This window comes from Pseudoalteromonas sp. M8, from assembly GCF_018141365.1.
Classification (GTDB): Bacteria; Pseudomonadota; Gammaproteobacteria; order Enterobacterales; family Alteromonadaceae; genus Pseudoalteromonas.
On sequence record NZ_CP047240.1, the window covers coordinates 2,294,034 to 2,317,047 of the forward strand.

The following is a 23,014-nucleotide window of genomic DNA, read 5'->3' on the forward strand; positions in this document are numbered from 1 at the left end:
ACCAATAGTTAATCTTCAAAATCGACTTCTAGCGCGATGATCGTGCCTTCGACCATTTGAGCGGTAACTTCAACCTTAACATCATTACTAAGGTCACTTTTTTGGCCATCTTTGAATACGGTGTCATTGGTTACATGAACCGTCATTCCAAATAATGTAAATTGGTCGCCAGACAAGTTTGCAACTTTACCTTCGAGCTCAAAATAGGCGTAGTCTTCGAACTCTACCTTTTCAGCTTGAATATAAGTTTCACCATTTTTAGTTACTAAATAGCCTTCAACTTCAACGTTTTTGCCTGTTGCAATATCAGATTGACTGCCACCTTTAAACTGAGTTTGCTCAGATACTTTGACTTTTTGGCCAAGGACGTAAAACGCCTCATCTGTCTCAACTTGTGTGATTGGACCTTCAACCTCCACATATTTTACGGCTTCAAATTTGAGCTCTTTAGCAATAACAGTGACACCGTCGGTTGTGTAACCTTCAACCTCAACTGCCAAGCCATTTGAAAACTTTTCAAAATTACCATTCTTAAGCTTTGTATCTGCCGTAATTTGAACGCGCTGCGCACCAAGGTTGAACTCGTAATCAAACGCAGAGTTTTTGACTAGGTCCTCAATTAAGCCCGCAATTTCGACTTCATCAACGTCATCTTCCTCAAACTCGACCTTTTTAGCCAACAATACATTGTCGTCAGTTAACACGCCTTCTACTTCAACCGTTACACCGTTTCCTAGGTTACTGCTACTGCCATCTTTAAATTCCGTGTTGCCATCAGTTGCAATAGAGACACCATTCACCATGAACTCAGACGCTGAGACAAAGTTTGTGATTTTGCCTTCGACTTCAAGTTCAATACCATCATCAGACTCGATTTCAATTTTAAGTGCCAAGATTGAACCATCAGCACGCTGAATAGCGGTAACTTCAACTTCATCGCCAATCACAAATAAGCCGTTTTTAAACTCAGTATTTCCATCAAAAAATACTGTCTTACCATCAACACTAAAAGTTGCGTCGACCGGATTAAAACTAACCACTTTACCTTCTAGCTCAAATCTACGGTCATCGAAGTCATCGTCTTTGTCATCAACTTCAACTTTAGTTGCGATCAATGAGTCTCCTTGGATCACATAATCAACTTCCGCGATATCACCTGCTGCCACTTGTTCAAAAAATGTCGTGAGGTTTACATCATCTTCAAGTTCCAGCTCTGTCGCACCATTGATGGCAAAGACAAGTTTGCCTACTGTGATTGTTTGCTCGCCAGCATTAACAGCCGTGATTTTTCCCTCAACCTCATGTTCTTGTTGATCGTCAAAATCGCTTGCAGAGATACGCTCTAAATCTCTCACAACGTAGGCACCTTCAAAACCAAATGCCTCAATTTCTACGACATCACCTACACTAAGCTTCTCAAGTTTAAGTTCGATGTCTTCTGCATCCGAGTCATCTTCAAACTGGGTATAGCTATCCACAAAATAGGTGCTACCAAATACTGTTAGTGTCTGTGCTTCAAGGTCAATATCTTCTACTACGCCAGTTAATTCGATTTCAGAGTGCTTATCAAAGCGTACTTTTTTTGCGATTAAACCTTCTTCGGTTGCAACTGCAAGCACAAATACGCGCATACCGATTTGCAGGTCATCATCATCCCCTTTTTTGAAATCAGTGTCGTCATTTAATGTGAAGCTGTGCCCGCCGATTGCGAAGGTGTCGTCACTGACTTGAGTTACAATACCTTCAAATTTGGCGACCGCACCTGTTGATACTGGCTCGTTGCTATCAACCTCTACACTGTCTGGAAGTAATACACCGTCAATAGGTAAACTTGATGCTTCCACCTCCACTATTGCATTGTTTTCAAGCGTCCCTTCAACTTCTGTTGCTTGGCTATAGTCTATAGTCAACATACCTAATTTGAATGTTTTCGCATCAAGATCTAGCTCAGCAACCTTACCTTCAATTTCAAATTCGCCATTTTGCTCTTCCACATCAATGCGGGTAGCAACATACTGACCCTGCCCTTGATGCAACGCACTGATCTCTACGAAATCACCTGTCGTTATTTCTGTGAAAGCTACCTCTAATTTCGTACGTTTATCAACACTAAATTCTTGACCCAACACAGTGATTGTTTGTTTGGCGTAGTCGACTGCCGTCACCACACCTTTAGCAGTTGCGTCATAGATAATAGAGTCAGCTACTGCAAAATTGCCATCTGCGCCTTGCTTACCTTGCAGATTTATCAGCATGCCCACTTTAAGATTTGCTTGTTGATCTGGCGTCGTCTCATAACGCACACCGTTTACGTATACACTGCCAAACCCAGTTACAGTTCCCTGTGCACTTACTGATGTACGGTAGGTAATGGTGATTGTTTCTTCTTCATTACCACTCAAATCGACAGTAACCGAGTTTTCATTTGGCTGATAGAGTGCTTGATCCACAGAACGAGAAGTAGCCGTTAATTTATACTCCCCGTTTGCTAAGGCATTTAGAGTAGTCGTGCTTGTAATGTCTTCGCTATAGCTAGAAGGGCCTGTTAGCGTTAAGCCCGCATCTGCACCAGCTGGTAAGCCTTGTACAATGACTTTTATTGAACCTTTAGTTCCTGTGTTATCACCAGGTTGCGGATCGGTATCACTTCCACTTCCGCCCCCACAAGCAACCAAAAGGCTACTCGATGCCAATAACGATGGTAACAACCATTTTTTATCCATTATATAATCTCCTAAATTTTGGCTCATTTAGTACATGCAGCGGCTAGCCACAAAAACTTAACATGCACTCTAGACGGCCGAAAATGAATGCCCGCTTTACTAACGCCCGAGTTGTACCTATTTTGGTTTTTCGTCGTTACCACACTTCCATGCGATTTACTTGGCAGTCGTCGGCATCAAAGTACTTTTTCATCACCTCTGGAAATGGACCATTGCCGTGAGCATTCCTATTCTTTTTAAACGTATACTCCATAGCACTGTGATAGTACTCGTCAATTGGTTGAGTAATATCCATAAACCTATTCATTTGTGACCAATCGTGAGCATCGCCGCCCCCTGCAATACCAATACGATTTCCAAACCAATAGTGCTCGGGGTATTTTCTACAACTTAAGTAACCCGTTTGCATCGATGCGCTACCTCGCATATTTTTTACTTCTGGACCGACAACATACTCTAGGTCTTCTATGGGGATATAAAATGGCTTTCTGAATAAGGTGTACGGCGTTCTTACCAGTCCGGTATGACGGTTAAACTCAATTGCATCCACAATACGAATTGCATTCCCTAATTTGTACATTATTAAAGGGAATGCAGTCAGTAAAAACAGCCCCAACCATGAATGCCAAGCTGGCATACTGTCGTCTGTCATACTTACCCCTAACAGACAAATCCCAATAATAGGGCCTAATACCAACCCATGCAGCCTAAGGGACCATAATCCCGGTGAGCGCGGTACGGAAACAACCCGACCATCGCATTGGCTAGGGTAACTTACGCCACTAAAGTCGTCTCTCGGTGCAAATGCGTCTTTACAAGGTTTTGCGTCTTTAAACTTACAACCATTTAGTTCTTCAGCCTTGGTTAAGCGTTCCTTATAGCTTAAGTTATGAAGATGATTTTTTGGTAGTTCTTCATAAAAAATACCGCTAAGACGGTAACCTGTTTCTCTATCTATATACGCATCAATTTTTGCGAAGTCTTCTTTTTCTTCTTCGGTAGCTTCTTCACGGTACTTTCTGTTTCTTTCTTTAGCCCTCTCAATTAAATAAATATTCCGCTCTTCCTGAGTCATCTCTTCAATCTTTTTCATCAACAACTCCTTTTAACTGACTACTAGAAAGCACTTGTAATGATTAACGCCCTACCACACTTCCATGCGATTTACTTGGCAGTCGTCGGCATCAAAGTACTTTTTCATCACCTCTGGAAATGGGCTATTGCCGTGAGCATTCCTATTCTTCTTAAACGTATACTCCATAGCTTTATAATAATAGCGGTTGATTGGTTGAGTAGTATCCATAAATCTATTCATTTGTGACCAATCGTGAGCATCGCCACCTCCTGCAATACCAATACGATTTCCAAACCAATAGTGCTCGGGGTATTTTCTACAACTTAAGTAACCCGTTTGCATCGATGCGCTACCTCGCATATTTTTTACTTCTGGACCGACAACATACTCTAGGTCTTCTATGGGGATATAAAATGGCTTTCTGAATAAGGTGTACGGCGTTCTTACCAGTCCGGTATGACGGTTAAACTCAATTGCATCCACAATACGAATTGCATTCCCTAATTTGTACATTATTAAAGGGAATGCAGTCAGTAAAAACAGCCCCAACCATGAATGCCAAGCTGGCATACTGTCGTCTGTCATACTTACCCCTAACAGACAAATCCCAATAATAGGGCCTAATACCAACCCATGCAGCCTAAGGGACCATAATCCCGGTGAGCGCGGTACGGAAACAACCCGACCATCGCATTGGCTAGGGTAACTTACGCCACTAAAGTCGTCTCTCGGTGCAAATGCGTCTTTACAAGGTTTTGCGCCTTTAAACTTACAGCCGTTTAGTTCTTCAGCCTTGGCTAGTCGTTCCTTATAGCTTTGATTATGGAGATGATCTTTAGTTAGATCTTCATAATAAGCTTCACTTAGGCAGTAACCTACTCGTCTATCACTGTATGCTTCTAATTCTGCTTCCCGCTTCTCTTCTTCAGTAGCTCCTTTTTGGTAGAGCACTTCTCTTTCTTTAGCCCTCTTTGCTAAATAATTACGTATCTCCTCGTGAGTCATATCCTTTATCTCTTTCACCATTAACTCCTTTTGATTAACTACTTAAAGCACTTGTAATGATTAACGCCCTACCACACTTCCATGCGATTTACTTGGCAGTCATCTGCATCAAAGTACTTTTTCATCACCTCTGGAAATGGGCCATTACCGTGAGCATTTCTATTCTTTTTAAACGTATACTCCATAGCACTGTGATAGTACTCGTCAATTGGTTGAGTAATATCCATAAACCTATTCATTTGTGACCAATCGTGAGCATCGCCACCTCCTGCAATACCTATACGATTTCCAAACCAATAGTGCTCGGGGTATTTTCTACAACTTAAGTAACCCGTTTGCATCGATGCGCTGCCTCGCATATTTTTTACTTCTGGACCAACAACATACTCTAGGTCTTCTATGGGGATATAAAATGGCTTTCTGAATAAGGTGTACGGCGTTCTTACCAATCCGGTATGCCGGTTAAACTCGATTGCATCCACAATACGAATTGCATTCCCTATTTTGTACATTATTAGAGGGAATGCAGTCAGTAAAAACAGCCCCAACCATGAATGCCAAGCTGGCATACTGTCGTCTGTCATACTTACCCCTAACAGACAAATCCCAATAATAGGGCCTAATACCAACCCATGCAGCCTAATAGACCATAATCCCGGTGAGCGCGGTACGGAAACAACCCGACCATCGCATTGGCTAGGGTAACTTACGCCACTAAAGTCGTCTCTCGGCGCAAATCTGTCTTTACAGGGTTTTGCGTCTTTAAACTTACAGCCATTTAGTTCTTCAGCCTTGGCTAGTCGTTCCTTATAGCTTTGATTATGGAGATGATCTTTTGATAGTTCCTCAAAATAGATACCACTAATAAGGTATTTGCTTTCTCTATCAACATATTCACGTATTTCTTCTCTTACTTTTTTCTCTTCTTCTGTGGCTTCTTCTCGATAATACCGTTCTCTTTCCTTAGCTCTTTCCTTTAGATATTTATCTAACTCCTCTTCAGTCATCTCTTCAATCTTTTTCATCAACAACTCCTTTTAGCCAACCACTAGAAAGCACTTGTAATGATTAACGCCCTACCACACTTCCATGCGATTTACTTGGCAGTCGTCGGCATCAAAGTACTTTTTCATCACCTCTGGAAATGGGCCATTAAAGTGGGCATTCTTATCGAGCTTATAGTGATACTCCATGATTTCGTAGTAATATTCTTCTATCGGTTGGGTAGTGTCCATAAACCGATTTATCTGAGCCCAATCGTTTAGGTTTCCACCATCTCCGAGTCCAATCGCATGGCCAAACCAAAACTTTTCAGGATATTTTCTGCAACTTAGATAACCCGTTTGGAACGAGCCGCCACCTCTTGCGCTTTTCACCTCAACGCCCACCACATATTCAAGGTCTTCTATTGGGATATAAAATGGTTTTCTAAACAGGGTGTAAGGTGTTCTCACCAACCCGGTATGACGATTAAACTCAATGTTATCAAGAAACCGTAAAGCGTCAGAAAATTTAAACAACAAGAAAGGCGTGATGAAAAGACCTGCCAAACTCAAGTATAAATAGTCTACTGGAAATGTATGAACCAGTGTCAGTACAATCAACATAAATCCCGCAATTGCTGACAATATGGTGATTACCATTCTAAAAAGTATTAGGCTTGGGTGACGAACTACCGCAACTTTTTCACCGTCACAATTCCAAGCACCAAAGAGGCGTTTAGGGCCATCAAAATTGTCTCTCGGCGCAAATGCATCTTTACAGGGTTTTGCGTCTTTAAACTTACAGCCGTTTAATTCTTCAGCCTTGGTTAGTCGTTCCTTATAGTTTAAGTTATGGAGATGGTCTTTAGTTAGATCTTCATAATAAGCTTCACTTAGGCAGTAACCTACTCGTCTATCACTGTATGCTTCTAGTTCTGCTTCCCGCTTCTCTTCTTCAGTAGCTCCTTTTTGGTAGAGCACTTCTCTTTCTTTAGCCCTCTTTGCTAAATAATTACGTATCTCCTCGTGAGTCATGTCCTTAATCTGTTTCACCATAAACTCCTTTTAATCAACCTCTAGAAAGCACTTGTAATACTAACGCTCTACCACACTTCCATGCGATTAACTTGGCAGTCATCTGCATCAAAGTACTTTTTCATCACCTCGGGAAATGGACCATTGCCGTGAGCATTCTTATTCTTCTTAAACGTATACTCCATAGCTTTATAGTAATATCGGTTGATTGGTTGAGTAATATCCATAAACCTATTCATTTGTGACCAATCGTGAGCATCGCCACCTCCCGCAATACCAATACGATTTCCAAACCAATAGTGCTCGGGGTATTTTCTACAACTTAAGTAACCCGTTTGCATCGATGCGCTGCCTCGCATATTTTTTACTTCTGGACCGACAACATACTCTAGGTCTTCTATGGGGATATAAAATGGCTTTCTGAATAAGGTGTACGGCGTTCTTACCAATCCGGTATGGCGGTTAAACTCGATTGCATCCACAATACGAATTGCATTCCCTATTTTGTACATTATTAAAGGGAATGCAGTCAGTAAAAACAGCCCCAACCATGAATGCCAAGCTGGCATACTGTCGTCTGTCATACTTACCCCTAACAGACAAATCCCAATGATAGGGCCTAACACCAACCCATGTAGCCTAATAGACCATAATCCCGGTGAGCGCGGTACGGAAACAACCCGACCATCGCATTGGCTAGGGTAACTTACGCCACTAAAATCGTCTCTCGGCGCAAATCTGTCTTTGCAGGGTTTTGCTTCTTTAAACTTACAGCCGTTTAGCTCTTCAGCCTTGGCTAAGCGTTCCTTATAGCTTAAGTTATGGAGATGATCTTTGGATAGTTCTTCATAAAAAATACCACTGCGACGATAACTTGTCTCTCTAGCCAAGTATGCATCTCTTTGTGCTTTCTTTTCTTTTTCTTCTTCAGTTGCTTCTTCTCGATAATATCGCTCTCTTTCCTTCGCTTTATTTGCCAAATAGCTATCCAGCTCTTCTTCAGTCATCTCTTCAATCTTTTTCATCAACAACTCCTTTTAGCTGACTACTAGAAAGCACTTGTAATGATTAACGCCCTACCACACTTCCATGCGATTTACTTGGCAGTCATCTGCATCAAAGTACTTTTTCATCACCTCTGGAAATGGGCTATTAAAGTGGGCATTCTTATCGAGCTTATAGTGATACTCCATGATTTCGTAGTAATATTCTTCTATCGGTTGGGTAGTGTCCATAAACCGATTTATCTGAGCCCAATCGTTTAGGTTTCCACCATCTCCGAGTCCAATCGCATGGCCAAACCAAAACTTTTCAGGATATTTTCTGCAACTTAGATAACCCGTTTGGAACGAGCCGCCACCTCTTGCGCTTTTCACCTCAACGCCCACCACATATTCAAGGTCTTCTATTGGGATATAAAATGGTTTTCTAAACAAGGTATAAGGTGTTCTCACCAACCCGGTGTGACGATTAAACTCTATGTTATCAATAAACCGTAAAGCGTCAGAAAATTTAAACAACAAGAAAGGCGTGATGAAAAGACCTGCCAAACTCAAGTATAAATAGTCTACTGGAAATGTATGAACCAGTGTCAGTACAATCAACATAAATCCCGCAATTGCAGACAATATGGTGATTACCATTCTAAAAAGTATTAGGCTTGGGTGACGAACTACCGCAACTTTTTCACCGTCACAATTCCATGCGCCAAAAAGGCGTGTAGGGCCATCAAAATCGTCTCTCGGCGCAAACGCGTCTTTGCAGGGTTTTGCTTCTTTAAACTTACAGCCGTTTAGCTCTTCAGCCTTGGCTAAGCGTTCCTTATAGCTTAAGTTATGGAGATGATCTTTGGGTAGTTCTTCATAAAAAACACCACTTCGGCGATAACCTGTTTCTCTATCTATATACGCATCAATTTTTGCGAAGTCTTCTTTTTCTTCTTCGGTAGCTTCTTCACGGTACTTTCTGTTTCTTTCTTTAGCCCTCTCAATTAAATAAATATTCCGCTCTTCCTGAGTCATCTCTTCAATCTTTTTCATCAACAACTCCTTTTAGCTGACTACTAGAAAGCACTTGTAATGATTAACGCCCTACCACACTTCCATGCGATTTACTTGGCAGTCGCCGGCATCAAAGTACTTTTTCATCACCTCTGGAAATGGACCATTGCCGTGAGCATTCCTATTCTTTTTAAACGTATACTCCATAGCACTGTGATAGTACTCGTCAATTGGTTGAGTAATATCCATAAACCTATTCATTTGTGACCAATCGTGAGCATCGCCACCTCCTGCAATACCTATACGATTTCCAAACCAATAGTGCTCGGGGTATTTTCTACAACTTAAGTAACCCGTTTGCATCGATGCGCTGCCTCGCATATTTTTTACTTCTGGACCAACAACATACTCTAGGTCTTCTATGGGGATATAAAATGGCTTTCTGAATAAGGTGTAGGGCGTTCTTACCAGTCCGGTATGACGGTTAAACTCGATTGCATCCACAATACGAATTGCATTCCCTAATTTGTACATTATTAAAGGGAATGCAGTCAGTAAAAACAGCCCCAACCATGAATGCCAAGCTGGCATACTGTCGTCTGTCATACTTACCCCTAACAGACAAATCCCAATGATAGGGCCCAATACCAACCCATGTAGCCTAAGGGACCATAATCCCGGTGAGCGCGGTACCGAAACAACCCGACCATCGCATTGGCTAGGGTAACTTACACCACTAAAGTCGTCTCTCGGCGCAAATCTGTCTTTACAGGGTTTTGCGTCTTTAAACTTACAGCCATTTAGTTCTTCAGCCTTGGCTAAGCGTTCCTTATAGCTTTGGTTATGGAGGTAGTCTTTTGATAACGCATCATAAAAATTTCCCTCTCTAATATATTTTAACCTTCGTTCTGAGTACCTTTGCATTTCCTCCAATTCTTTTTTCTCAGCTTCACTAGCTTCTTCTTGATAATATCTTTCTCTTCTTTTGTCGCCTTCTTTGATGATTTCTTCAAGTTCTTCTTGAGTCATCTCTTCAATCTTTTTCATTCGTCGTTTCCTTCTATCTGATTGGCGGCCTTTCAGGAAATCTGAACTTTTGATTTAATCTTGAAAGTTCTTTAATGTATCTAACCCCTTTAGTGATCAAATAACCATCGTCTTTTTTGGTCACCACCGTTGGCAAGGAGTACAACTCAGTTGCGCTCTCGATCACTTTTTTACCTTTACCATTGGGGTAGCTTTCTACTTCTATGATTAACTCGATAGAGCTACCAACTTCTAGGTTTAACAGTTCACAGAGTTTTCCTTCAGTGAACTCAAAGTAATAACCGGTTCGATTAGGATATAGCTTCCAACCACTGCTAAGCTTGGCCAACTGATGATGATTTATCTCCTGTATTTTGTCATCACCTTCTTTTGACCAATAAAAACGAGCAGAAAAGCCTTCTAACTCATTGGTAAGGGGCGCGCTTACCTGCACTTTAAACACACTTAAAAATCTTTGAATATTTATCGCAGGCGAGTACAACATACTATAAAAATCGGTTAATGCATTTTCCATTTTGTGTTGCCATGTTGATGCCCTTACAGCAGAACACTTATTGCTATCGTCTATATATTTTTGTTGGCGATTTTTACTCCAAGGACAGGCATTTAGCCAAGCCTCAATTTCAGACTCATGAAAAATAAGCAGTAAACCAGCACCAATCAAGATAATCAACAAACCCAATAACCCTAGCGCACTTGCAATAGCGCCAAATGTTGCGACTGCGCCAACACTTAAAGCGGAAATTAAATGTGTTGCAGCGACTAAACTTGCTGAAGCGGTTAGTGACAAAAAACCCACCATCATCGTCATATTGGCATAATATAATGCAGTATCTCCACTTTCCTTTTCTAACATCGCATCCTTAAACGCAACATAAGCACTAACGACAGCGGCAAGTAGGGAAACCGCGTTTGCTGTAAAAACCAATACCCCTCTTAATACGACCATGCCTGAAACATGCGATGCTGAGTTTTTCAATATGGCGTTTACTTGCCTAGGGGTTGGTAATCCAGCTTTTTTTTCTACCACATTCGCACCGATATTGATCATAATATCGGCAAAATCAAGAATTGCAGAGGCTTTTGTAAGTCCACTTGCACTGGCATTTTTCATTGTATCGAATAAATTAACTGCCTCTAATGCGGCAACAAAAGATAGTGCACCGTTTAATGCTATATTGTATGTGCGAGGTTTTACAGCAAACTTTGAGAGTCTTCCCAAGGAGTCCACTTCTTTTAGGATGCTTTCTTGTTTCCAGATATTCAAGTCGATAAGCCTAGACACGCTTTTTCGTTTGAAATTGGCACTTTCTTTATTACTTTCCAATGCATCAATCCTACTCGCATCCAACACCAATACTTTTTGCTGTAAGCGTTTTTGTGCAAATTCGGCTTTTATTTTTTGTCGCTCCAGTGTTTTTTCAATTTCACCCAAGGTACCATCCAGAGACAAAATATGATCTAACTGTTGCTGAACAACCTGTCCTCCACCTAACTCAGTTCTGACATAAGGGTGTGCTACAGGGGTCTTCTGATGACTATCAGCAAACGCCTCTGCCGCTTTTTCCAGCTCACTGAGGCGCTTAGATGCTCGTTCAGCTTTTGACTGAAAATCCAGAGGTAAAAATCCCTCAGGTAAATTGCCATCTAAATAGTCTGCAATTGATAGGTTGATCTCTTTTATCAAACCATTTGTCGAAACATCTACTAATTGCTTAAATCGACCAAAGAGATCCCCTCTGACACTGTTTTCAAATCTAGCTGATTTTGCATACTCTATAGAGCTTGACAATGCACTAAGCTCTCTCTTTGCATTCGTTAGTTGGTATTGCACATTGGAGGCAGTTTTTTTGATATCACGTAATGCTTGCTCTTGGCGTTTTATTTGTAAGTCTAGCTGTGCCACTACTGAGTCAGGATTCATCCCTCCTGCAACAGCCGCATTTAAAATTTGGTTACGCGCTTTATTGTAAGCATTAATTTCCGCTTGTTTAGCTTCAATAGAGCGCTCTAGTGCCACTTTTTCATCTTTTAGTGCATTTGTATCAAGCGCTAGCGTTTCTGCTTTAGCTTTACGGTCTCCGTATACCGATTTAATATCCTGCCCTTGCGCTGCATTTAATCCAGTTGGCACCTCGAGACCAATCACCAAGAATCCCCACATCGCCTGTGAGGCTCTTCGAAGTACTTGTATTACCGCATCTGTATATGATGCGTCTTGGTCATGTAAGGGCTGCAAGTTATCTTGCATAAGCGTAAGATCAAAGCGCGTGTCAAACTCGTCGTTTGAACCTTTAAGACGGCACTCATACGCTGTCATCTCATCCTTTATCTTTTTAGGATAGAGCAGCTCAATTAATCTTAGCCTTTCAGTCGGATGCGTCCCCATCACTTTTAGCCAACACTCTTGCCCTACGTCATTCGCATCCAATTCATCTAACTTTTTGAAATCATCGTCTGACACCGCAAAATGACTGATCAGGGTAATGGTTAAGTCCTTTATTGGGCCGAGTACATCGGAGCATACTGCGTATAGTAAGCACCGGCGTATATCATCGTAGTAGGCATAGTCTTCAATAGAGTAATAAAAGGAATTATTTTTTTGCTCGTCGCTCATAATCTCAAAGAGCTTCGCTTTTGATTGATTAATTTGCAGACCGAGTTCAAAGGCGCGGTCAGTGTGAAGATATTTTCTAAATTCAGTGGTGCTAAAGCTATCTTCTATATACTCCCGATACTGCTGTGCAAGATCCTCAGCGTCTTCATCAACTTCCACTCCGAGCGCCTTCTTCTTTTCTATTCCTTTTGGATAGTGAAAGAAAGTGCTCTGAATTGCAGTTGCTAACGAATGCTTTGCCAATTGGTTTGGACTAGGTTCGAAACGTTCAGTCTTAGACTCTGCTTTAAATTCAGGATCTTGTTGTATTGACGTTACGGGAAGGCTTAACAACTCCTTGCGATATATCGCAACTCTGGCGCTGGTGTCACGGGCTAACCCTATACTGTCGGCTAGTACCGGTACATACACACCTGACATATCTGGAACAGGTAAAACTAGGTGAACGGGTAATGTCGAATTATCGTAACCCTGCTTAAAACTTGCCAGTTTATCGAGTTTTTGCATTCTGTTGGCACGTCTGTTGGTCGCTTGGTCTCCGTTAAGACCGGGCTTTACACTTGGTCCATAATTTAAACGCGGATCCGTTTCAGCCATACCGCCAAATGCTTCAATTTGCTTCCAGCTCCATTGCGTTTCTGAATAAGCAATTTCAACACTACACTGTTGGCCATACAACTTGTTTGGGACGATGATGGTACTGAGCTCTTCTGTAGTGGCTTTTCGCTCACCTTTGTCAACCATCTCAAGTGCTAATTCTGTATTGTCTACACTACACTCTTTGCCATAGTTATCTTTTTTATAAGAATATTCAGCAACACGAATAACTTTATGACCCTTTTGAAAGGCTAAATTGACATCTTTAAACGCGACACCTTCACCATTTTCCCTTGGAAGTACTTCCAGCTCTCGCCATAAGTGTCCGTCAACGTAAATATAGATAAATCCTTCTCTTAGCTGATCTTCTCCGTCTATCCCCATTCTCAACGGATAAATATGGACCAACTCCACTTCTGCATCTTGTGCAGTGTCATTCGCCGAAGAAGTACCAAGTGGTATTTTGTAGTATCCCGAGGTGCCAAGATCTGGGTTAGTATCAGCAACCATCAAAGACACTTTCTCTTGGTCGTTTGCTAGCCCTTCAAAAACCAGCTCTCTGTGAGCGGTTTCAAGATTCGTTAAGTCTGGTACTGTAAAATCACTCATCCTAGTTTCACTCCATCCTTGTAATACTCTTTACCTGATACGCTTACTTTTAACTTTTTACTTCCTGATTTATCGGGGGTTGCATCTCTTTTCGCCACTGACAGTGAGCTAGGGGTCGCACCGCCCGGTTGATTCAAGGGAGAAGGTGGCGTGTTTTTACTGTTAGAGATCATAAGATCTCCTTGGCGCACGGCGGGTTTTCCTTCGATATACACATCAAAAGAGCTGGTAATAAACTCTGCTTTGCCTTTGATTGTGCCACTGGCAATGCCTTTCTTTTTACCGGGTTGGTCACCTGTGCTTTTTGAAAAGTTACTTTTTATATTGGCTGCAGGGTTGCCATTAATTTTTACCGAGCTTGCGGTGCTCGCTGCATCACCTGATTTGGCGAGATTGCTATAAGGAATTGGCACAACAACCTTACCAATCTTAGTCCAGCACACATCTATGGTATTTAGCATGCCACCACTGTCTTTATGGACTGCGGTGCGACCATTAATTAATACGTTTTGGCCGCTCACGATACCGACTTGCTGTGCTTCGCTATCTGTGTCTTTTTCGATTTGTTCCTCAGTGCCAGCTTGCCATCCTATTTTGCGCTCAACCAAATCTAAAAATGCCCGAGCGTTGTCAATGGGCATGTGCATATCCATGCCAGTCTCTGGCTCTTGATGAGGTAGAATTGGCTCGTTTTTTCCATCGTTCCACTTAGGCGGTGGGACAATATAGTCACTGGCAAACTCGGTTATCATTTCACCTAGCATCATATCGCCATATTTAGCGCGCGCAATCTCATCTATAAATGCGTTTTCACCGCTGGCTTTGTCAGGAAATACGGCAATCCCATTTACACAACCAATGGCGCCATTATTTTTCGCTGCGATAGTAAGCTTTAACAATGCAGGATTATTATGTCGCCACGACACACTCCCGCCTACTCGAAGCGTCGCAGACATTGCATCTTGATCGTACTGAATCGAATCTGGCTCTTTTCCCTTTACTGCTGCGATAAAGCTCATAACACACTCCTTGTTACTGAGATTAATTGTGGTTTTTCTTGCTCTGTGATCAGCCACACTCTGTCAATATGGCGATTTAACGGGTTATGTAGATAACTACTGGCAACCGCAAGTCCCATTGCATTATGACCAGCGCCAATATACCCAATGGTATTTGCAGTGTTGTTTAGCTCTATTAACGCGTCATACTCTTGGTACAAGGCGCGGCTGGCATTGAGCCATTCTCTTTGCCACTGCTCACTGAGTAAGCAGGTTGAAATATAGGGCTCGCTTATCTCTGCATGCAGCTCTTTTAATAGCTCACCTAAGCCGCCCTGATATGCTTTGGTCTGGCATGAAGTCTTACTAGCGCTTGTACCAAGGAGTACGCAGCCCCCTTCACTTAATACAACACCTTCAGGGCCGCCAACAACTTGTAGCTTGCCTACCCAGTTTGGCTTTGACGCTTCATCATAACCAACGCAACTATCTACAAATACATAGAGGCTATTTGGCGAGAGCGAATCAATATCAAGCGTTTTATTCAACTGAATATCGTCAACGTTCAGCTCAAGGTGGTCACAAAGCATCCTTACATCAGAAAGCTCTATATATGGCTCTTCTGATTTTGCGTAGCCAGTAATTAGATTAATGGTGCCGTCCCACGCGTTGGCACTGCCATCAAGCCGTTGCTTAGTCTGGCTTAATAAAGATTCTAGAATGGTTAAACAGCGGTCTTTACGTAACGTGACCGAGATCTCTTCGATTTGTGCGCGCAAGTATGGCGCGTCGAGGCTTATATCGTACCTAACAATGGCTTTGCTTGGCGAGCAAAAGCGCATGTTATTTGCGACCGCGGTATATAAAGCACTAGGATGGTTACCGGCGGGGGTTTCTAGCGCGATTAATTCAAACTGCATGTGCCACTCCTTGCGTTTGTGCCACTTCGACTAAGAACACGCTGTTACTGCCTGTTTGGCTCTTTTTTACCCTTCCTCGCCATATTAATGAAAACTGCTGTGTTTGCGAGTCAATTACCAGCGTATCACACTGCATATCAATAGGCGTGGCGTCTGGGCCATTAACCAAACGACAGCGAGGTACGATTCTGGGCAACGTTAGCTTTAGGCTTTGTCCATAAGGTAAATCTGGCGTCAAGCCCATCATGTCAATCCACCAGCCATCACTAAATGGGTTTGAAGTTTGTTGGTCTTGCGGTGCGACTTGATAATGCGCAGCAGGGACTGCTGCTTTAAATGGGAACTTGCCCGCTAAAGCTTGGGATTCGTCAACCTCAGGAAGTTTATCCACCCTTGGCGACCAAAATGCTGGGATCGCTGCAAAGCTTGCAACCGCAGTGTCGTGGCTCGGCTTTTTTAATACCTGATTAGCATACTCCACTTGTGGCAATGGCTGGCCTTTCGCTTCTTTATTTTTGAGCTTATAACCACGACCGAGGGGATTTTGGGTAGAAACTTGTTCTTCATCCGACGGACTTGTGCCGCCATAGGCAAGTTGATAATTTAATACACAGGACGATAATACTTGTGGATCGCTCGCCACGGGCCCGAATAGCGATCGCTTCCACACACGCTCACCAGTAACTCGAAGTAATTTATCAACAAATACCCTGTCGTTACAGCCGAGTTTTAGTCCAACTTCAATCACTCGCGCTTGCTTGTCGGTTGGTGGAAAACAGGTCAATTCGCCGTATACTTCAAAACCGGTTTTATAGGGCTGAACTTCGCTAACGGCGGTTAGGCAGGCTTCAAGCCCTTCACCGTCGAAGTCATCAGCAAGTACAACAGGCGCTCCAGTTGGATCGGGATACACATTACCATTTACGTCGTATTCAAAGTTTTGCTTCACAGCGATGACTACGATGGGATCTTTTTCCTCATCCCAAGCCTCAACCGTGCTACTTTGCCACTCGGATTCATTCACTAGCATGGTTCAACTCCTGCTTTACTGATTGCCATTGAAGATAAGCCATCGGCATGTAAAAAAGCGCAGCGCCAAGTGCATGCGAGGAAATTTTGGAAAGCTTGCGCTGTATAGCAAGGCCAGCCAATCCCTGTTGTAACCAAGCCGCTGGCTCAGAGACTTTACGCCCTGCGAGTTGATGTTGGGTATTTGCTGTAATTAAGGCTTGGCGTTCGTATTCTGCTTGCTTAAAACTGGGTAATTTTTGCGATTTTTGAGATTTAATGCCAGTTTGCGCATCACTTATTGCGAATTCTTCAGGCAAGTCGAGATCGGTGATTTGTTTCCACGCCTCGTAAGCCGGACGAGCGGTACTGGGGGCTTCGAGTAACTTAACTAGATTTTGTAACGAACGGGTATGAGAAAAGTATGGAAATACTTCTGCAATGTAGCTTGGATTATGCTGACAATAAAGTAAGCATGGTTCATCCCATTTTGGCTCATCGAGTAAACCTGCCAGCTGCAATAGTTTTGCTTTTAGCGCGGCATCATCGGTCATCGCAAACCGCTTCACTAAGTGCTCTGAAAGTTGCTCTGTATTACACAGCCACATATTCACCAATGCCGTGTAGGCAATTTCAGGGTTGCTATGTTCAAGTGCGGCCATGAGTTGGTGGCGCGACAAGTTAGCCGTACTAAATGCTAAATAGATAAGGCTCGTAGGCCAATTTTCATCTGTTGATAAAATTCGCTGTCTGAGTGCATCACCAAAATCAATGCGCCATGCTGACAAGTTATGAATGAGCAGCTCAGCAAGCGCAGGCTGGCTGTTAATCGCCGTGATGATTTCACTAGCTTGGGCTTCAAGCGCTCTTGTCCCAAAAAGATGGTTAATAAGTAACAACAGCTGAGGTGAGTCAATCTCTTGGGTTAACGTAAATACATCATCAATCGACCCATGCGCGATACAATCTAGTTGGGAGCGATTTATCCAGTGTTCTTCGTCCGTCGCAGCTAAGGTATACACATGATTTAATAGTTGTTTTTCAAGAGCATGTAAACGCCCAGTCTCAACTACTTGGCGTGCATTAAACTTTTGATAATGACGCCAAAGCGACTTGAGTTGCTGACGGTGAACGGCCAATTTGGTTGCAGCTAAAAACATAGTCACACCGTATCAGCTTAATTTAATCGAATTGGCCAGCCTTGGAGGCTGAGATCTTGCTCAATATCGGCGTTTAACAGTTTACCTTCAAGCTGTATCTCACCATTGCCGTTGATCGCAATGCTGCCATTTTTGGTTTTGACACAGACTTCTTGCTCGCCATTTAACACCACGGTGCCGTTGTTATTTGTCACCGACGCCGCCGGAAAGTCTTGCGGTGCAGCTAAGCGACCAATAACGATAGGCATTGCCACGCTATGTAGCAACACTTCATCGTCAATACTTACGCGTGTCACACTGTCTAATTGACCTTTAACCTTCATTTCTACATTAGATCCGTCACACTTCACTCGTAACACTTTGCCTAATTTATCAATGGCAGATACACGCCATACGATGTTACTCAACGATGGTGGAAATTGTACGACATTGGTTTTCATAGACTTTGCTCCCTGCTTAGTTATGGCTAATTGCAGAGCCAGACACTGAAATGTTGCTGGCGCTTAAGTTCAAGTTGTTCGCATCAATGGTAATATTACCTGCCGCATCAATTTCTATTTTACCGCCGCCTTGAGAAAGCTGAATTGAGCCGCTACCTTGGCCAACGATAGAAATGTTTCTATCGGCATTGATGGTCAAGTTACCATTTTGCGCCGCAAGCTCGACGTTACCGTCAACACTGAAGTAACTGATGTCTTGCGCGGCCTCTAGATTAATGGATTGCTGCGCTTCGAATTGAATATTGCTATCAGCAGACTGAATTTTAATGTCGGTATCTGCGGTGAGTTGAATAGCCTCTTTGGCATTGATCTCAATATTGGACTCAATACTTTGGATATAAACAGCATCTTCTGCGCGAATGCTTATTTCTTTGTCGGCTTGTGCCACAATATTCGCTTGTGATTGCAGCGTCATCGCTTCTTTCGATTTAATATCGATGTAACCTTTTTTGGTTTCAAGCTTGATAAATTCGCTACCTTCGGTGGCATTAAATTCGAGTATATTTTCTTGCGATTTGGTGAACAATTGAATTTTCTCTTCGCCTTGTTTGTCATCCATCAACAAGGTGTTTTCTGCCTTTGTCACCAATTTATTTTCAGTGGCATTCTCTGCAGTTACCGGGCTTAGCGCTTCATCGTTAAATAGTGCACCGAGAATAACTGGCCTGTCTAAGTCACCATTTTCGCCCGCCACCATAACCTCAGTTCCTTTGTTTAGAGGAAAGTGTATGCCGTGCCCGCCAGGTCCACCATAGTGCTGCATAAGTCGAGTCGGTTTACTCTCTTCCCCTTCACCATCTTGGTTAAATGGCAGCTTGACTTTATAGCGCCCTTTGTCATCCACTTCTTGCTCAATCGTGGCATTAAACGATGCAAAGACCTTTTTACGCTTAACCACAGGCGCTTTAAACTGCACATCAATTGGGATGATCGTCGCTTGGTTTTTATAGGTTAAGCCTTTTACCTTGGAGCCATATTCAACGCTGCCACCTTGACAGCCTTTATGAGCAACAGACACCACTAAGTAACGACCGCTGTAATTAGGGTGATCGGTTATGGTTAAAGCGACACCTGGACGAAGCGCTCGACAGTCAGTATCGATTACAAAAAGATTTCGCTGACAATCAATACTTTGCTGGTGCACTTTGGTAAGTGCATCGCCATCTCCTTCAGTCATGAAGTTTTCAGCGAATATACTGTCTTCACCAAAGCCGCCAACCTCTGTTTGATTATTGCTATTTACAGACAGTGCGCAGCCTTTTTCATAGTCTTCGTCATACAGCCTAAAGCCGCTATTTAGTAAACTCGCTTTTTTAGAAAAGGCAAAGACAGACTCGCTCGGTCTTACCTGTCCGGTGGGTGACGCATAAGGCAAAGTGATCTCTTCCATCTCTGAAGAAAAATCACTGCTGCTGGCAAATACCGATAGGTTGGCTTGGCTACCCGTTGACTCTGTGCTGCCGTAAACAAAACCGTAGCGGCGCATTAGACGCGTTACAAAGTCAAAATCACTTTCATCATACTGTACTGTCATAGCAAGGGAAGGTGATGATGCCTTTAGTTGCAATTTTCCTGACGGGAACCCAGCCTTGTCTAACACACTTTTAACGATGGCATCCGCAGACATGTCGGTAAAAACGCGATTAGATCGTTGATGCTTGAGCAACACCAAAAGTGATTGAAAGGATAAGGTATACACGTAGCCTTGATGACTGCGACCATGGCAGATATATTCGGTAATAATCCCCGAAACCGTTCTGTCAGACATAGCCCATGTAATGGAAAATGTAACATCTTTACCAATCACTAGATCAGGCTCAATTAGCTCTTCACTTAACACCTCAATATCGAAGCGGTAGTCGCTGCATAAGCTGTCATTCTGTGATTCAAAACTCAATACTTTAAATAAACTCCCAGACAACCCCGCAATTTCGATTGCAAAGTGACTCTCGTTTGCCTTAGGTAGTTTATCGGCAAGTGATGCGAACATTTCCATTTTTGTCTCCTTACTCGTATCTACCGTTAACTTAAGTCGGCGAATACGGCTTCAATTTCACCATTTTCATCCAGTGTCAGCGTCAGCAGATCTGGCATATCTTCTTCGCTCATAAAGCCCAAAATTGAGCGAGCGATCCCAGGTAAAATTTGTTGTTCAATTGTTGCGTTAACCAATCGTGCGCCGCTATCAGACATAGCGCATTTATCGGCTAGATAATCTAGCGCTGTTTGATCTACGCGCAGTTGTATTGCGTGATTGTCACGAAGTCGTGCTGCGACCTTTTCAAGCTTTAGTGCCACAATATGTTTTAACACATCGGTATCAAGCGGGAAGAAAGGCACAACCTGCATACGTGCTAAAAGCGCAGGTGCAAAATGCGCGAGCAAGTTTGGCTTAATTAAGCTGACTAGCTGCTGAAAACTCGGTCTCTCAAACGGTGTTTCTTCTTCGTTATTGTCTTGTGCTTCTTCGCCTTCAGGCACACCTTGCTGAATGATCCCATCCACCATTTGTTGCATGGCCTGCTGCTCGGTTTCTGGTGTACAAGCATTGATGATTTGCTCAGCCCCTAAATTAGAAGTCATGATGATAACCGTGTTTCTAAAATCGATTTCACGCCCTTCACCATCACGCATTACGCCCATTTCAAACACTTGGTAGAACATATTCATGACATCTGCGTGGGCTTTTTCCACTTCGTCAAGTAACACCACAGAATATGGACGTTGGCGCACAGCTTCGGTTAACACCCCACCTTCACCATAACCCACATAGCCCGGTGGTGAGCCTTTGAGTTGTGATACCGTGTGCGCTTCTTGATATTCACTCATGTTTATCGTGGTTAAGAACTTCTCGCCACCAAATAGTAGCTCGGCTATGTGTTTTGCGGTTTCGGTTTTACCAACCCCAGAAGGACCTGCTAATAAGAATACGCCTAGTGGGCCAGATGAGGCCGATACACCCGCTTTTGCTACCCGTAAGGTTTGTGCAATCGCAGTCAATCCAGCATTTTGACCCACAACGCTTTGTGCCAGTGATTGCTCAAGCTTAAGTAAGTTCTCCAGCTCGTCTTTCACCATGTTACCTACAGGGATCCCAGTCCAACTTGCGATCACTTGCGCTACCGTATCACTGGTCACTTCGGAGAAAATCGCATTGTCATCTTGATTTAACGCAGCAAGCGCTTGTCTAATCGCAGGTTTCTCTTCGTCGCTCGCACCGTGTAAAGCATTATAAGTATCAATTTGCAGCTCACGACTTTGCTCAAGCTCAGCAAGCTGCTCTTGGGCTTGTGTAAGCGCATCGGTGAGACTTTGAATACAGGTTTGATCTGCAATCCCAAGCTTTGATTCGATTGCCAAGCGTTCAATTCTGCTTTGATAGTAACGGATCTGTTCTTTGGCTTTATCAATCACCACAGGCGATGTTGCTGGTCCCATTCTGACCATAGCAGCTGCGGTATCTAATACATCAATGGCTTTGTCAGGTAATTGTCTACCTGTGATATATCGTGCAGACAAAGTAACCGCGGCTTCAATTGCACTGTCTGTGATTTGAATTTGGTGGTGCTTTTCGTATTTATCTTTCAGCCCCGAGAGCATGAGCTTTGCCGCTTGCTCGGTTGGCTCATCGACTTTAATTAATTGAAAACGGCGTTCAAGTGCAGCATCGCGCTCAAAATATTTTTTATATTCGCTCCATGTCGTTGCAGCAAGTGTTCTTACCTCTCCACGTGCAAGCGCGGGCTTTAGTAGGTTTGCGGCATCTCCCATGCCAGCGTCGCCACCAGCACCAATCAAGGTATGCGCTTCGTCAATAAATAAGATAACGGGGGTCGCTGAACTCTTTACTTCGTCAATGACTTGTTTAAGACGACGCTCAAATTCACCTTTTACACCGGCTCCGGCTTGTAGCAGCCCCATATCCAGTACGCAGATCTTAACTTCTTTAAGTTCTGGCGGAACTTGTCCTTCAACAACGCGCTGAGCAAGCCCTTCTACCACTGCCGTTTTACCAACACCGGGTTCACCGACAAAGATTGGATTATTTTTACGGCGACGACACAACACATCAATAGCGAGGCGGATCTCCTCGTTGCGCCCAAGGACTGGGTCAATTGCACCAGAACGTGCTTTTTCAGTGAGGTCTTCACAAAATGCTTCTAGCGCGCTTTCACCTTGTGAGCGACTATTCGACACCGTGTTGTCAGCATTTGGCTTACTGAATACTTGACGCTCAGTCGAACCTTTACAGATCTTATTTAAATTCTGCTTTAAGAAGTGCGTATCAATCTTGTCGAACTCGCGTGCCAGTCCAAATGCAGGGCTATATATCGCCATGTCTTTGAACGAGTCAATCAGCGCAGCTCCTGTGATCCAATCATTTTGATGGCGCATGTTTGCGCTGAGCCATGCTTTTTCTAACCACTCATAGAGGCGACGGGAGAAAACCGGCTTGCTCGGGTTACCAGCATCTTGTTGATTGATAAATTCGAGCGCACTATTCCACAATGCGTCTTGATCAACTTCGAAGAAAGGTAAAATCTTCGCAACATCGCCGTCATTGTGCTCTTCCATTAACTTTAATAGGTAATGCTCTGGTAGCACTTCAAAATGCTTTCGACTCGCTGCGAATCCAGCCGCGGCTTCTAACGCTGTCGCGCTATGATGATTGAGTTTGTCTATGAGATTCTTTATGCCTGTTGCGTCCATCTTTTAATCCTTGCTATTCCCGTTCGC

Annotated in this window: 16 protein-coding genes; all 16 read right to left on the bottom strand. The window is 43.2% G+C overall.

Features of this window, described 5'->3' with window-relative positions; all coding sequences use genetic code 11:
- Nucleotides 1-8: 8 nt before the first annotated feature.
- The 16 genes from GSF13_RS14960 to tssH all read right to left on the bottom strand — a co-directional run bounded on the left by GSF13_RS14960 (nt 9) and on the right by tssH (nt 22,987).
- Nucleotides 9-2,723, bottom strand: coding sequence for a DUF5666 domain-containing protein (locus tag GSF13_RS14960; RefSeq protein ID WP_211866095.1), 2,715 nt, complete (start codon nt 2,721-2,723; stop codon nt 9-11).
- A 136-nt stretch (nt 2,724-2,859) separates the two neighbouring features.
- Entirely contained in the window at nt 2,860-3,816 is a 957-nt protein-coding gene (locus GSF13_RS14965; protein WP_211866097.1) for a hypothetical protein, read from the bottom strand.
- A gap of 51 nt (nt 3,817-3,867) precedes the next feature.
- Entirely contained in the window at nt 3,868-4,821 is a 954-nt protein-coding gene (locus GSF13_RS14970) for a hypothetical protein (protein WP_211869029.1), read from the bottom strand.
- Nucleotides 4,822-4,871: 50 nt separating this feature from the next.
- Complete coding sequence (locus tag GSF13_RS14975) at nt 4,872-5,828, bottom strand: hypothetical protein (protein WP_211866099.1); 957 nt, start codon at nt 5,826-5,828, stop codon at nt 4,872-4,874.
- Nucleotides 5,829-5,879: 51 nt separating this feature from the next.
- Complete coding sequence (locus GSF13_RS14980) at nt 5,880-6,842, bottom strand: hypothetical protein (RefSeq protein ID WP_249122679.1); 963 nt, start codon at nt 6,840-6,842, stop codon at nt 5,880-5,882.
- 47 nt (nt 6,843-6,889) lie between these two features.
- Nucleotides 6,890-7,846 (bottom strand): hypothetical protein, encoded by a 957-nt coding sequence (locus GSF13_RS14985; protein WP_211866102.1) that lies wholly within the window; start codon nt 7,844-7,846, stop codon nt 6,890-6,892.
- A gap of 51 nt (nt 7,847-7,897) precedes the next feature.
- On the bottom strand, nt 7,898-8,860 hold the full coding sequence (locus tag GSF13_RS14990; RefSeq protein WP_211866104.1) for a hypothetical protein: 963 nt from the start codon (nt 8,858-8,860) through the stop codon (nt 7,898-7,900).
- Nucleotides 8,861-8,911: 51 nt separating this feature from the next.
- Nucleotides 8,912-9,868 (bottom strand): hypothetical protein, encoded by a 957-nt coding sequence (locus tag GSF13_RS14995; protein WP_211866106.1) that lies wholly within the window; start codon nt 9,866-9,868, stop codon nt 8,912-8,914.
- A 13-nt stretch (nt 9,869-9,881) separates the two neighbouring features.
- Nucleotides 9,882-13,691, bottom strand: coding sequence for a toxin VasX (locus tag GSF13_RS15000; RefSeq protein WP_211866108.1), 3,810 nt, complete (start codon nt 13,689-13,691; stop codon nt 9,882-9,884).
- A complete protein-coding gene (locus GSF13_RS15005) occupies nt 13,688-14,710 on the bottom strand; it encodes a DUF4150 domain-containing protein (RefSeq protein ID WP_211866110.1) in 1,023 nt (340 codons plus the stop codon). The genes GSF13_RS15000 and GSF13_RS15005 overlap by 4 nt, the downstream gene beginning before the upstream one ends.
- A complete protein-coding gene (locus GSF13_RS15010; protein WP_211866112.1) occupies nt 14,707-15,609 on the bottom strand; it encodes a hypothetical protein in 903 nt (300 codons plus the stop codon). Before GSF13_RS15010 ends, GSF13_RS15005 begins: the two co-directional genes overlap by 4 nt.
- Nucleotides 15,599-16,639 carry a DUF2169 domain-containing protein gene (locus GSF13_RS15015; protein WP_249122680.1) on the bottom strand — a complete coding sequence of 347 codons (1,041 nt, stop codon included), beginning with the start codon at nt 16,637-16,639 and terminating at the stop codon, nt 15,599-15,601. Before GSF13_RS15015 ends, GSF13_RS15010 begins: the two co-directional genes overlap by 11 nt.
- Entirely contained in the window at nt 16,626-17,777 is a 1,152-nt protein-coding gene (locus GSF13_RS15020; RefSeq protein WP_206473213.1) for a hypothetical protein, read from the bottom strand. The genes GSF13_RS15015 and GSF13_RS15020 overlap by 14 nt, the downstream gene beginning before the upstream one ends.
- A 17-nt stretch (nt 17,778-17,794) precedes the next feature.
- Nucleotides 17,795-18,217, bottom strand: a complete 423-nt coding sequence (locus GSF13_RS15025) for a hypothetical protein (RefSeq protein WP_174168832.1) — start codon at nt 18,215-18,217, stop codon at nt 17,795-17,797.
- Between the two features lie 16 nt (nt 18,218-18,233).
- Nucleotides 18,234-20,273, bottom strand: a complete 2,040-nt coding sequence (gene tssI / locus GSF13_RS15030; protein WP_174168831.1) for a type VI secretion system tip protein TssI/VgrG — start codon at nt 20,271-20,273, stop codon at nt 18,234-18,236.
- Between the two features lie 26 nt (nt 20,274-20,299).
- On the bottom strand, nt 20,300-22,987 hold the full coding sequence (gene tssH, locus GSF13_RS15035; RefSeq protein ID WP_211866122.1) for a type VI secretion system ATPase TssH: 2,688 nt from the start codon (nt 22,985-22,987) through the stop codon (nt 20,300-20,302).
- Between the last annotated feature and the right edge of the window lie 27 nt (nt 22,988-23,014).